Source organism: Streptomyces sp. NPDC060184 (assembly GCF_042728795.1).
In the GTDB taxonomy this organism is placed as follows: Bacteria; Actinomycetota; Actinomycetes; order Streptomycetales; family Streptomycetaceae; genus Streptomyces.
The window spans coordinates 17,492-30,446 of sequence record NZ_JBHWYX010000046.1 but is presented as its reverse complement, the minus strand read 5'-3'; the positions used below and the strand labels follow the sequence as shown (position 1 = coordinate 30,446).

The following is a 12,955-nucleotide window of genomic DNA, read 5'->3' as shown; positions in this document are numbered from 1 at the left end:
GGCGCTCGCGTCCCGCGGCGGGCGGCGGCAGGATGCTCCGTGCGGCGCGCGCAGTGGTGCGCCGCCACCGGCATCCGTACCGGCAGCACCTCTGGAGGCCCCCGCATGACCAGCCCGAACCCGCCCGAGCCGTTCACCGCCGATGTCTACCGGGCCCGGATGGCCCGTGCGGCCGACTCCGCCGCCGAGGCCGGGCTCGCCGGTGTCCTGGTGGCGCCCGGCCCCGACCTCGTCCACCTGACCGGCTACCAGCCCGTCAGCACCGAGCGCCTCACCCTTCTCGTACTGACCCCCGGCCAGGAGCCGGTGCTGGTCGTACCGACGCTGGAGGCGCCCGACGCCGAGGCGGCGACCGGCGCCCCCGCCCTCTCGCTGCGCGACTGGACCGACGCCAGGAACCCGTACGAGGTGACCGCCCCCCTCCTCGACGCCGCCGGCCGGTACGGGATCAGCGACAACGCCTGGGCCATGCACCTGCTCGGGCTCCAGCAGCTGCTGCCCGGCACCTCCTACGCCTCGCTCACCCAGGTGCTGCCGATGCTGCGGGCGGTCAAGGACGCGGCGGAGCTGGAGCGGCTCGCGGCGGCGGGCGCGGCGGCCGACGCCACGTACGAGGAGATCCTGAAGGTCCCCTTCGCCGGGCGGCGGGAGACCGAGGTGTCGGCGGACCTGACGGAGCTGCTGATCGGATTCGGCCACTCCCAGGTGGACTTCGCCATCGTCGGGTCCGGCCCGAACGGCGCGAACCCGCACCACGAGGCGGGCGAGCGGGTCATCGAGCACGGCGACATGGTGGTCCTCGACTTCGGCGGCCTGAGGTACGGCTACGGCTCCGACACCTCCCGTACGGTGCACGTCGGCGAGCCCACCGCCGAGGAGCAGCGGGTCCACGACGTGGTGCGCGAGGCCCAGGCGGCAGGGTGTGACGCCGTGCGGCCCGGGGCCGCCTGCCAGGACGTCGACCGGGCGGCGCGCGCCGTCATCACCGAGTTCGGCTACGGAGACCGGTTCATCCACCGCACCGGCCACGGCATCGGGGTCACCACCCACGAACCGCCCTACATGATCGAGGGCGAGGAGCAGCCGCTGGTGCCGGGGATGTGCTTCTCCGTGGAGCCGGGGATCTACCTCCCGGGGCGGTTCGGGGTGCGGATCGAGGACATCGTGACCGTCACCGAGGACGGCGGCAGGCGGCTCAACTCCACCGCCCGCGAGCTGGCGATCGTCGGATAGGGCACGAAGCCCCGCACACGCCGGACACCCCGGACACCCCGGTCACCCGTCCGCCAGCACCACGCACGACTCGGCGGGCAGCCGCAGCAGTCCGTCCGCGCCCGGTGCCTCCACCGGCTCCCAGGCCGCCAGCACCCGTGCGGTGCCGGCCCGGTTCCGCCCGCCGCCCAGGGGGACGGTGGCGGGCCGGCCGGACAGGTTGACCACGATCCGCACGTCGCCCCGGCGCAGCGCCAGCCACCGGGCCTGCTCGTCGAAGGCGGCCTTCACCGCGGCGAGGTCCGGGTCGTGCAGGTCGGGCACGGCCCGGCGGAGCGCGATCAGTTCCCGGTACCAGGCGTGCAGCCGGTCGTGCGGTGCGCGCTCCGGTTCGCTCCAGTCCAGGCAGGACCGCTCCCGGGTCGCGGGGTCCTGCGGGTCCGGGATGTCCTCCTCGGCCCAGCCGTGCGCCCCGAACTCCCGCCGCCTGCCGTTGCGCACCGCCTCGGCCAGCTCCGGGTCGGTGTGGTCGGTGAAGAACTGCCACGGGGTCCGCGCCCCCCACTCCTCGCCCATGAAGAGCATCGGGGTGAACGGGCCGGTCAGCACCAGCGCCGCCGCGCACGCCTGGAGGCCGGGGGACAGGGAGGCGGCGAGCCGGTCGCCGAGGGCCCGGTTGCCGATCTGGTCGTGGGTCTGCGCGTACCCGACGAAGCGGTGGGCGGGGGTACGGGCGACGTCGACCGGGCGGCCGTGGGCCCGGCCCCGGAAGCTGGAGTACGTGCCGTCGTGGAAGAAGGCCCGCGTCACCGTCTTGGCCAGCGCGGCCAGCGGCGCGGCGGCGAAGTCCGCGTAGTAGCCCTGCGCCTCGCCCGTGAGAGCGGTGTGCAGGGCGTGGTGGAAGTCGTCGTTCCACTGCGCGTGCAGCCCCAGCCCGCCCGCCGGGCGCGGGGTCGTCGTCCGGGGGTCGCAGAGGTCGGACTCGGCGATCAGCGTCAGCGGCCTGCCCACCTCGGCGGCCAGCGCGTCCACCCCGGCCGCCAGCTCCTCCAGGAAGGTCAGAGCCCGGGTGTCGGCGAGCGCGTGCACCGCGTCCAGCCGCAGCCCGTCGAGCCGGTAGTCGCGCAGCCAGGCCAGCGCGCTGCCCAGCAGATACGCCCGTACCTCGTCCGAACCCGGGGCGTCCAGATTGACCGCCGCGCCCCACGGGGTGTGGTGCGTCTCGGTGAAGTACGGGCCGAAGGCAGGGAGGTAGTTGCCGGACGGCCCCAGATGGTTGTGGACGACGTCCAGCAGCACCGCGAGACCCAGCCCGTGCGCGGCGTCCACGAACCGCTTCAGCGCCGCCGGGCCTCCGTACGGTTCGTGGACGGCCCAGAGCGACACGCCCTCGTACCCCCAGCCGTGGGTGCCGGGGAACGGGCAGACCGGCATCAACGACACGTGCGTGACACCCAGTTCCGCCAGATGGCCCAGCCTCCGCGCCGCCGCGTCGAAGGTGCCCTCACCGGTGTACGTACCGACGTGGAGCTCGTACAGCACGCCGCCCGGCAGCCCCCGCCCCCGCCAGTCGTTCCGCCAGGCGTACGCCTCCTGGTCGACCACCGCGCTCAAGCCGTCCGGACCGTCCGGCTGGCGCCGGGAGCGCGGGTCGGGGAGCAGCGGCCCCTCGTCCACCGAGAAGCCGTACCGGTCGCCGTCCGCCGCGTCCGCCTCGGCCGTCCACCAGCCCGCACGGGACTCGTCACGCCCCATCGCCAGCCGGTTGCCGGACAGCTGGAGTCCGACCGACCCGGCCCCGGGGGCCCACACCTCGAACCTCATCCGCCACTCCCCGTCCGTCATGTGTCAGTGATTCGTATGAAAAGCCGGAAGCGCCGGAGGGAAGTCCGGACCAGCTTTCATGATCGGCTGAAGTCCCACGCCCCGCCCGGAATACTGGACCGGTTCCGCCGGGGCGAGGGGATGTCCCGTGTTCCGCGCATCCGCGCACAGGAGTACGGATCACCCCTTAAGGTCTGCTCTGATCATTGCCCTGCCCGATCCTGCTCATACGTACGCCGACGTACGGCTGATGGAGGCCGAAATGACCGTGCCGAAGTTCCCTCCCGGTTTCCTCTGGGGAGCCTCCGCCTCCGCGTTCCAGACCGAGGGAGCCGTCGAGGCCGACGGCAAGGGCCTCTCCGGCTGGGACGCGTTCGCCGCCGTGCCCGGCCGCATCAAGGACGGCACCGACACCACCCGGGGAACCGGGTTCCACGAGCACTGGCGCGAGGACGTCGGCCTGCTCGCCGGGCTCGGCGCCGACGCCTTCCGCTTCTCCATCAGCTGGCCCCGCGTGGTGCCCGGCGGCAGCGGCGCGGTCAACCCCGCCGGACTCGACTTCTACGACCGGCTCGTCGACGAACTCTGCGCCCGGGGCATCACCCCCGCCCCCACGCTCTACCACTGGGACACCCCGCTGCCGCTGGACGAGGAGGGCGGCTGGCTCAACCGGGACACCGCCTACCGCTTCGCCGAGTACGCGGGCATCGTCGCCGAACGGCTCGCCGACCGCGTCCCCATGTGGATCACCATCAACGAGCCCGCCGAGGTCACCCTGCTGGGCTACGCCCTCGGGCAGCACGCGCCCGGCCGCGCCCTCCTCTTCGACGCCCTGCCCGCCGCCCACCACCAGCTCCTCGCCCACGGGCTGGCCGTCCGGGCGCTGCGCGCCGCCGGAGCCTCCAACATCGGCGTCGCCGTCTCGCACAGCCCCGTCTGGACGGCCGGTGACTCGGACGAGGACCGGGACGCGGCCTCGCTGTACGACACCCTCACCAACTGGCTCTTCGCCGACCCGCTGCTCGCCGGACGCTACCCCGACGAGGGATTCGCCGCGCTGATGCCGGGACCGGTCGCCGACGACCTGAAGACCATCTCCACCCCGCTCGACTGGTACGGCGTCAACTACTACAACCCCACCCTCGTCGGGGCCCCCCGCCCCGAAGCGCTCGACTCCTTCGCCGGGTTCGAGATCCCCGCCGAACTCCCCTTCGGCATCCGGGAGATCGAGGGGTACGAGAAGACGGACTTCGGCTGGCCGGTCGTCCCCGACGGGCTGCGCGAGACCCTCGTCCAGCTCCGCGACCGCTACGGCGACCGGCTGCCGCCGCTCTACATCACCGAGAACGGCTGTGCGGTGGACGACGCCGTCAGCGACACCCGCCGCATCGCCTTCCTGGAGGGCCACTTGGACGCCCTGCACCGGGCGATCGGTGAAGGCGTGGACGTACGCGGCTACTTCACCTGGTCGCTCACCGACAACGTGGAGTGGACCGAGGGAGCCAGCAAGCGCTTCGGTCTCGTCCACATCGACTACGAGACCCTGCGCCGGACCCCGAAGGAGTCCTACGCCTGGTACCGCGACGTCATCCGGGCCCAGCGCGCGCCGGCCGGATCCGTTCCGGCCGAACAGGGCCCGCCGGGAGTGGAGTTCATCGGACAACAGGCCGCCGGGGCGGTGGAACCGGCCGGCGCCGAGACCGCCGTACGACCGGGCTGACCCGGGCGCGGAGCGGGCGGGGCTTCCCGGCCGGGCCCCGGTGACCGATACTTCGCGCCATGGTTGCTCAATGGTGGACCCAGGCCGGCCTGGGGATATTCGTGCACTGGACGCCCGCGTCGGTCCCCGGCTGGGCCCCGCCCTACACCGCGCCCGCCGACCTGCCCCTGGCCGGGCGGACGGCCCCGCTCGCCTGGACCTCGTACGCCGAGTGGTACGAGAACGGGCTCCGCTTCCCCGGCAGCCCGGTCTCCGCCCACCACCGGGCCACCTACGGCTCCAAGCCGTACACCGATTTCGGCCGGGAGTTCGAGGACGGGCTGGCGGGCTGGGACCCCGCCGCCTGGGCACGCGCCTTCCGCGCCGCCGGAGCCCGCTACGCCGTCCTGGTCACCAAGCACCACGACGGCTACTGCCTCTGGCCCTCCGGGGTACGCAACCCGAACCGGGCGGGCTGGCACACCACCCGCGACGTGGTGGGCGAGTTCGCCGAAGCGGTCCGGGCCGAGGGGCTGCGCTTCGGGGTGTACTACTCCGGCGGGCTCGACTGGACCTTCGACAGCCGCCCGGTCGGCACCGCCGCCGACATGCTCGCCTCCGTGCCGCGCGGCGCGTACCCCGACTACGCCGACGCCCAACTGCGGGAACTCATACGGCGCTACCGCCCCGACATCCTCTGGAACGACATCGCCTGGCCGTCCGGCGTCCCCGAGATCCGGCGCCTGATCGACTTCTACCGCTTCACCGTCCCGCACGGCGTGGTCAACGACCGGCTGCTGCCGCGCTCGCCGCTCTGGCGCACCTTCGCCCTCCCGGGAGCCGGGGCGCTGTACGACCGCTGGGAGCGGCGGACGATCGCCCAGGACGAGGGGTTCGTCCCGCGCAAGCCGCCCTATTACGACTTCCGTACACCGGAGTTCGCCCGCTACACCGGCCCCGACCCGTACGAGATCACCCGCGGCATCGACCACAGCTTCGGCTACAACCGCAACTCCCCGCCCGACGCCTTCCTCGACCGCGACACCCTCGCCGCACTGGTCGAGGACACCGCGGCCGACGGAGGCAACCTGCTGCTCAACGTCGGACCGCGGGGCGAGGACGCCGCCATCCCCGAGGAACAACTGCTGCGGCTGGACTGGCTCGCGCAGGACCGGGCGGCGGAAGCGGAGACGACCGGCTGACCACCGGGCGGATGGCTCGGTCCCGGACCGGCTCGGTCCCGGACCGGCTCGGTCCCGGACCGGATCAGTCCCAGACCATGTTGAGCGCCCGCTCGAAGTTGACGTACCCCAGCCGCCGGAACGCCCGGGCCATCGGCTGGTTGCCGAGGTCCGTGGCGGCCCGGACGCGCTCCACCCCGTCCTGCGCGGCGAGCACCCGGGTCCCCTCGGCGAGCAGGTCGTCGACGTAGCCCTGCCCGCGGCGGCCGGGCAGCACCCCGATGTACGCGATGACCGGGTTGTAGTTGTTGCGCGCCGGGACGACGAACCCGACGGGCTCCCCGTCCGGGAGCTCGCCGACGCGCCACCAGTCACGGGGGGTCGAGTAGCGCGCGAGTTCCTCGTCGTAGTGCCGCTCGGCCGCCTCGCGCGCCGACAACCCGGCCGCCAGGTCCTGCTGTCCGTGCGCGTCGAGGGTGCCCTCCATCACGGGGGTCATGAGGGCGACCAGATCCTCGCGGTCCCGCACCGGCCGGAACCGCAGGCGCCCGGAGCCCTGGGGCACCGGGGTGCCGGCCCGCCACTCCAGTCTCAGCCGCTCCACCAGCATCCGCGCCCCGGTCCTCTCCAGGGCTCCGGTCCGCGCCTCGACCACCGCCCGCGCGGCCGGGTCCTCCCGCCAGTCGGGCGGCACGAAACGCTCGTACTCCGGCCGTGGTGTCCCCGGGGGCACCACGGCCGCCGTGGCGGCCTCCACGAGGGCGGCGCCGATCCGGAGCCGTTCGGCGGCGGGCAGCGCGTCGTCCACGTCGAAGAAGTCGAGCAGCGCGGGAGCACCCCCGGAACCGCTCCACCACCCGGCCCTCGCCACCACCCGGTCGCCGTCCAGGGCCACCCAGAGCCACGACGGACTCCGCCGCCCCGCCGTGAGGTCGTCGGCCACCTCGTGGTCGAGGACGTAGGGCAGGCTCTGGAAGAGAGGGAGTTCGGCGGGGCCGGAAAGCGGGCGGAAGGTCAGGTCGGGTACAGCGGATGTCACGTTGCTCCAGGGGATCGTCGGCCCCGGTGATCACCGGGTGCTCGCGGCGGCAGACGATAGCAGCGCATCCGACGCGCACGCACCGCCATTTCCCGCACCCGGCCCGCATCGCCCGGGAGAGGCCCCGGCGCGCCGAGCGGTACGTCCGGCCCTCGGGCCCGGCGCAGCTCCCCGTCCCGGTCCGCAGCCGCCCCTTCTGGACACCCCGGGCCGCCCGGACCGACAATCAGCCTGTGACGTCCTCCTCCGAGTTCCACACGTATCCCGCGCGGGTCTCCGACGCCCAGCGCGACCGTGTCCTCGGCGTGCTCAGAGAGGGCGCCGCACAGGGGCGCCTCTCCCACGACACCTTCCTGCGCCGGATGGAACTCGCCCTCGCCGCCCACCGCCCCGAGGACCTTGCGGCCCTCACCGCCGACCTGCGCACGGAACGCGCCTGGAGCCAGGGGCTGTTGCGCGCGGTCGGCGGAGTCTCGGGCTTCCCGGGACGGCTGCGGATGGCCTGGCGGGCCGGGAAGCTGCCCCAACTCCTGCTGCCCGCCCCGGGACCGTACCCGCTGCTCATAGGACGCGACCCGGGCAACGGACTGCGGCTCAACCACGAGACGGTCTCCCGCAACCACGCCGAACTCACCGCCCGGGGACGGATCTGGCTGCTCCGCGACCTCGGCTCGACCAACGGCACCTGCGTCAACGGGCAGCGGGTCGTCGGCCTGGTCCCGGTCCGGGAGGGCGACCAGGTGAGCTTCGGCCACATGACCTTCCGCCTGACCGCGCCCCCGCCCCTTCCGCCGGACCGGCGGACGGCCCTCCCGCCGGACGGCCCGCCACCCCTCTGAGCCCGGCCGGTCCGGTCTCCCACCGTGCCGGATGGTGGCGGCCGACCGCCACGCGGCCCGCCGGGGCGCCTTCCGCGCCGGGCGGAATCACGCCCCCCGAGCCCGCGGCCCCCTCCTGAGCAGCGCGACCGGGCGGGCGGCGAACAGCTCGGCGGCCTTCACCTCGCCGCCGCCGAACTCCCCCTCCGGGGTCAGGAGATCGTGCCACGGTCCGGCGTCCGGGAGTGGCAGGACCGTGTCGGCCCAGCCACCCGCCTCGGCCAGCCGGAGCGAGAGCCGGGTCACCGCCGTGACCACCTCGCCCGACCGGCAGAACGCCACCACGTGCTCCGCCGCCGCACCCCGCGCCGTGAGGGGGGTGTACGTCCCCGACTCGCCGAACACGTGCGGGAGTTCGGCGCGGAGGCGGAGCGCGGTGGCGGTCAGGCGGGCCTTCTCGGCCGAAGTGCCCGATGCTTCCGCCGCCGAGGATCCCGCTCCGGGATCCGGCGCGGTGAAGGGCCGCCGGTTGTCCGGGTCCACCAGGGCGAGGTACTCCCGCTCGGTGCCCTGGTAGAGGTCGGGGACCCCCGGCATCGTCAGGTGGACGAGTGCCGCGCCCAGCACGTTGGCCCGCACCTGGGGGGCGAGCGAGCGGGCGAAGGCCGCGAGGAGGTCCCGGGCGGGGCCGGACGCCGTGCCGGGGCCCGCCGCGACGAAGTCGGAGACCGCGCGTTCGTAGGGCGCCTCGGGCTCGGTCCAGGTGGTGTGGAGGCCCGCCTCGCGCACGGCCTTGAGCAGTGCGGGCTCCAGCCTGCCCGCTGTCTCGGAGGCCGGCAGATCCACGCAGCCGAAGGCCGACTGCCAGGCCGCCCAGGAGAGCTGGGCGTCCGGTGTCTTCGTCGATGTCGCCCCCGTCACCTGGCCCACCAACTCGGCCCACCGGGAGGGGCACTCCGAGAGGACGGCGATCCGGGCGCGGACGTCGGCGCTGCGCTTCGTGTCGTGCGTGGTGAGTACCGTGCCGGTGGTCGGCCAGTCGCGCGCCAGCCGGGCGCAGAACGCGTGGAAGGCGGCGGGCTCCACCGCGGGCCCGCCCGGCCGGCCGCCCACTTCGGTCGCCGAGATCAACGGTACGTACCGGTAGAACGCGGTGTCCTCCACGGACTTGGCGTGCAGGGCGGAGGCGGTCTGGGCGAACCGGGCGCAGAAGGAGACCTGTTCCGGGCCGTCGCTCAGTCTTCCGAGCGCGAGCTCCCGTACCACGTCCACCGCCCCGGCCTCCTCGGGTACCAAGAACGCGGCCTTCGCGTCCCGTACCGCCGCGTCCGGCAGAGCCGCCTCGGCGGACTCGGTGACCGGGCCGCCCGCCACGACGTACGGCCGGTACACCGGGACGCGGACCAGCAGTTCGGTCACGGCCGTGTGCAGCGCCCACGGGGCGTGGTCGCGGAGCCGGGGCTCCCGGGCGCAGATCCGTGCGGCCAGCCGGGTGAGCCAGGCCGTCTCGGCGGCCAGGTCGTGGCCGACGACATGCCGGGCGGCCCGCCGCGCGGTCTCGGGCCAGGAACCGCCCCCGTCGGCCGAAGGAGCGGCGAACGCGCGGTAATGGCCGAGGAGTTCGGACGAGCCGAGCGGGTCGGTGAAGAGGCCGTCGACGCGGTGCAGCGCGTCGTATCCGGTGGTCCCGGCCACCGCCCAGCCGGCCGGGAGGGTCTCCTCGCCGGTGAGGATCTTCTCCACCACCGTCCACCGGCTGCCGGTCCCTTCGGCCAGCCGCTCCAGGTACGCGGCCGGATCGGCGAGGCCGTCCGGATGGTCGACGCGCAGCCCCTCGACGACACCGTCCCGGACGAGTTCGAGGATCTTGCCGTGGGTGGCGTCGAAGACCTCGGGGTGCTCGACCCGCACGGCGATCAGGTCCGCGATGGTGAAGAACCGCCGATAGTTCAGCTCCGTGCGGGCCAGTCGCCACCAGCCGAGCCGGTAGTGCTGGGCGTCCAGCAGTCCGGGCAGGGCCAGCCCCTCGGTGCCCGGGCGCAGCGGGAACTCCTGCTCGCCGTGGCGCAGCACCGTTCCGTCGACGGTGAACCCTCCCAGCTCGTCGCCGACCGGGCCCGCGAGCACGGGCAGCAGCACCTTTCCGCCGCCGCCCTCCCAGTCGATGTCGAACCAGCGGGCGTACGGCGAGGACGGCCCGTCGCGGAGCACCTCCCACAGCGCCCTGTTGTGGCGCGGGGACGCGGCCATGTGGTTCGGCACGATGTCGACGACCAGCCCCATCCCGTGCGCGCGGGCCGTCGCCGCGAGGCCGCGCAGCCCGTCCTCGCCGCCCAGCTCGGTGCGGACCCGGCCGGGATCGGTGACGTCGTACCCGTGGAGCGACCCGGGCACCGCCTCCAGGACGGGGGAGAGGTGGAGATGGGAGATTCCGAGCGAAGCGAGGTACGGGACCGCCTCCCCGGCGTCCGCGAAGGTGAAGTCCGGTTGGAGCTGGAGCCGGTACGTGGCGGTGGGCGTCATGACCGGTTGAGTACCCACTCGCGGCCCGTCCGTGTCATCCGCCGCGCTCCCGGCTGCCCGTGACCGCACGGATGCACCCGGGGGAATTCACCCGGACGGTGGGTGCGGGACACCGGTCCCGCACCCACCGTCCCCACTCAGGCGGGGCGCTTGAGGACGGTGAGGCTCCGGCCGATCAGCGAGAGGTGCTCGCCCGCCGCGACCTTGGGCCCGCTCCCGGGCGGCACCCCTTCCGGGCGGCCCGTGTCGACCACGACCTCCCACTGCGCGCCGTGGTTGACGGGCACCGCGAAGTCCAGCGTTTCCGCGCCCGCGTTGAACATCAGCAGGAAGGAGTCGTCGGAGATCCGCTCACCGCGCGGTCCGGGCTCCGAGATGGCGTGCCCGTTGAGGAAGACGGTCATGGCCTTGGCGTGCGCGGCCTGCCAGTCCCGCTGGGTCATCTCCTTGCCCTCGGGCGTGAACCAGGCGATGTCCGAGAGCTCGTCGTGGGTGCCTTCGACGGGGCGTCCGTGGAAGAAGCGGCGCCGCCGGAACACCGGATGGTCCCGGCGCAGCCAGACCATGGCCCGGGTGAACTCCAGCAGCCCGTCGCCCGGTTTCCGTACCTGCTGCGCACCGTCCTCCCCGCCCTCGTCGGCCTCGCCCGGCTTGCGCCCGGGATCGGGCCAGTGAACCCAGGAGAGTTCGTTGTCCTGGCAGTAGGCGTTGTTGTTGCCGTTCTGCGTGCGGGCGAACTCGTCGCCGTGGCTCAGCATCGGCACGCCCTGCGAGAGCATCAGCGTGGCGATGAAGTTGCGCATCTGCCGCGCCCGCAGCTCCAGCACGCCGGGATCGTCGGTCTCGCCCTCCGCTCCGCAGTTCCACGAGCGGTTGTGGCTCTCGCCGTCGCGATTTCCTTCGCCGTTTGCCTCGTTGCGCTTGTCGTTGTACGAGACGAGGTCGTGCAGGGTGAAACCGTCGTGGCAGGTGGTGAAGTTGATCGAGGCGAGTGGGCGGCGGCCGTCGTCCTGGTAGAGGTCGGAGGAGCCCGTCAGCCGTCCCGCGAACTCCGCGAGCGTCCTCGGCTCGCCCCGCCACAGGTCGCGCACGGTGTCGCGGTACTTGCCGTTCCACTCGGTCCACAGCGGCGGGAAGTTGCCGACCTGGTAGCCGCCCTCGCCGACGTCCCAGGGCTCCGCGATCAGCTTGACCTGGCTCACCACCGGGTCCTGCTGCACCAGGTCGAAGAAGGACGACAGCCGGTCCACCTCGTGGAACTGGCGGGCGAGCGTCGCCGCCAGGTCGAAGCGGAACCCGTCCACGTGCATCTCGGTCACCCAGTACCGCAGCGAGTCCATGATCATCTGGAGTACGTGCGGGGACCGCATGAGCAGCGAATTCCCGGTGCCCGTGGTGTCCATGTAGTAGCGCTGGTCGTCCGTCAGACGGTAGTACGAGGCGTTGTCCAGCCCCCGGAAGGAGAGCGTCGGCCCCAGGTGGTTGCCCTCGGCGGTGTGGTTGTAGACCACGTCGAGGATCACCTCGATGCCCGCCTGGTGCAGCGCCCGCACGGCCTGCTTGAACTCCAGCACCTGCTCCCCGCGGTCGCCCCAGGAGGCGTACGCGTTGTGCGGGGCGAAGAAGCCGATGGTGTTGTAGCCCCAGTAGTTGGCGAGTCCGGCGTCGGCCAGACGATGGTCCTGGACGAACTGGTGCACCGGCATCAGTTCGATCGCGGTGACCCCCAGCTCCGTCAGATGGGCGATCACCTCCGGATGCGCCAGGCCCGCGTAGGTGCCCCGCAGCTCCTTCGGGAGACCCGGGTGGAGCATCGTCAGGCCCTTCACATGGGCCTCGTAGATCACCGTGCGGTGGTAGTCCGTACGCGGCCTGCGGTCGTCGCCCCAGTCGAAGTACGGGTTGACCACGACGGAGCTCATCATGTGCGGCGCCGAGTCGAGGTCGTTGCGCGCGTCGGGCCGCCCGAAGGGGTAGCCGTACACCGCCTCGCCCCACTCGATCTTCCCGGCGACGGCCCGCGCGTAGGGGTCGAGCAGCAGCTTCGCGGAGTTGCACCGCTGCCCGTTCTGGGGTTCGTAGGGCCCGTGCACGCGGAAGCCGTACCGCTGACCCGGCATGATGCCGGGCAGGTAGGCGTGACGGACGAACGCGTCGGTCTCGCGGAGCTCGACCGCCGTCTCGGAACCGTCCTCGTGCAGCAGACACAGCTCGATGCGGTGGGCGGCCTCCGAGAAGACCGCGAAGTTGGTCCCGGCGCCGTCGTACGTGGCGCCGAGCGGATACGCCTGTCCCGGCCAGACCTGCATAGATATGACTCTTCCACTTCTGATCCGGGTGTGGTGCGGTTCTTCAGCCAGATAATCCCCGAAAGAGGCGCGCACACCTAGTACGTCGGCCGGTGCGGTCGCGAACGGGAGCGTGCGGGCCGTGTACCCCGGCGCGGGGCCGTCAACACGCCGCACCGCGGGACACCCCTCCGGCCCGGACACGTCCGCGGGGCCCTTGCCGACGCCCCGAACACCGGCCCCCCCGCTGGTCACCTCACTATGAATCAGCTCACTCCGTCCGGGCCCCCGCCAGGGAACCCGTGTTTTCGGTACACCAGTTGACGGAGCGTCCTCGGCAGGGGGCTGCACGGGTCCGTGCTCGCGGAGTA

The 12,955-nt window shown here is 73.1% G+C and carries 8 protein-coding genes; 4 read left to right on the top strand and 4 right to left on the bottom strand.

Features of this window, described 5'->3' with window-relative positions; genetic code table 11:
• The first annotated feature begins 105 nt into the window (after positions 1 to 105).
• The gene (locus tag ACFWEE_RS26140) at positions 106 to 1,233 is read left to right on the top strand and encodes a M24 family metallopeptidase (RefSeq protein ID WP_386892647.1); all 1,128 of its coding nucleotides are present in this window, start codon (positions 106 to 108) and stop codon (positions 1,231 to 1,233) included.
• A 42-nt stretch (positions 1,234 to 1,275) separates the two neighbouring features.
• Here the strand turns inward: ACFWEE_RS26140 and treZ are convergent, their stop codons facing one another.
• Positions 1,276 to 3,036, bottom strand: a complete 1,761-nt coding sequence (treZ, locus tag ACFWEE_RS26135) for a malto-oligosyltrehalose trehalohydrolase (protein WP_386892646.1) — start codon at positions 3,034 to 3,036, stop codon at positions 1,276 to 1,278.
• A gap of 262 nt (positions 3,037 to 3,298) precedes the next feature.
• Here treZ and ACFWEE_RS26130 point away from each other — a divergent pair, with 262 nt between their 5' ends.
• Positions 3,299 to 4,756 carry a GH1 family beta-glucosidase gene (locus tag ACFWEE_RS26130; protein WP_386892644.1) on the top strand — a complete coding sequence of 486 codons (1,458 nt, stop codon included), beginning with the start codon at positions 3,299 to 3,301 and terminating at the stop codon, positions 4,754 to 4,756.
• A 59-nt stretch (positions 4,757 to 4,815) separates the two neighbouring features.
• Positions 4,816 to 5,937: an alpha-L-fucosidase gene (locus ACFWEE_RS26125; RefSeq protein WP_386892642.1), complete on the top strand. Its 1,122-nt coding sequence runs from the start codon at positions 4,816 to 4,818 to the stop codon at positions 5,935 to 5,937.
• Between the two features lie 64 nt (positions 5,938 to 6,001).
• Here ACFWEE_RS26125 and ACFWEE_RS26120 read toward each other — a convergent pair whose 3' ends face one another.
• Positions 6,002 to 6,955 carry a GNAT family N-acetyltransferase gene (locus ACFWEE_RS26120; protein ID WP_386892640.1) on the bottom strand — a complete coding sequence of 318 codons (954 nt, stop codon included), beginning with the start codon at positions 6,953 to 6,955 and terminating at the stop codon, positions 6,002 to 6,004.
• 233 nt (positions 6,956 to 7,188) lie between these two features.
• On the opposite strand from ACFWEE_RS26120, the gene ACFWEE_RS26115 reads away from it, so the two are divergent.
• Positions 7,189 to 7,794 (top strand): FHA domain-containing protein, encoded by a 606-nt coding sequence (locus ACFWEE_RS26115; RefSeq protein ID WP_386892638.1) that lies wholly within the window; start codon positions 7,189 to 7,191, stop codon positions 7,792 to 7,794.
• An 87-nt stretch (positions 7,795 to 7,881) separates the two neighbouring features.
• On the opposite strand, the gene treY is transcribed toward ACFWEE_RS26115, so the two are convergent.
• Both treY and glgX read right to left on the bottom strand, forming a co-directional pair.
• On the bottom strand, positions 7,882 to 10,296 hold the full coding sequence (treY, locus tag ACFWEE_RS26110) for a malto-oligosyltrehalose synthase (protein ID WP_386892636.1): 2,415 nt from the start codon (positions 10,294 to 10,296) through the stop codon (positions 7,882 to 7,884).
• Positions 10,297 to 10,433: 137 nt separating this feature from the next.
• Entirely contained in the window at positions 10,434 to 12,605 is a 2,172-nt protein-coding gene (gene glgX / locus ACFWEE_RS26105; RefSeq protein WP_386892634.1) for a glycogen debranching protein GlgX, read from the bottom strand.
• Positions 12,606 to 12,955 lie beyond the last annotated feature (350 nt).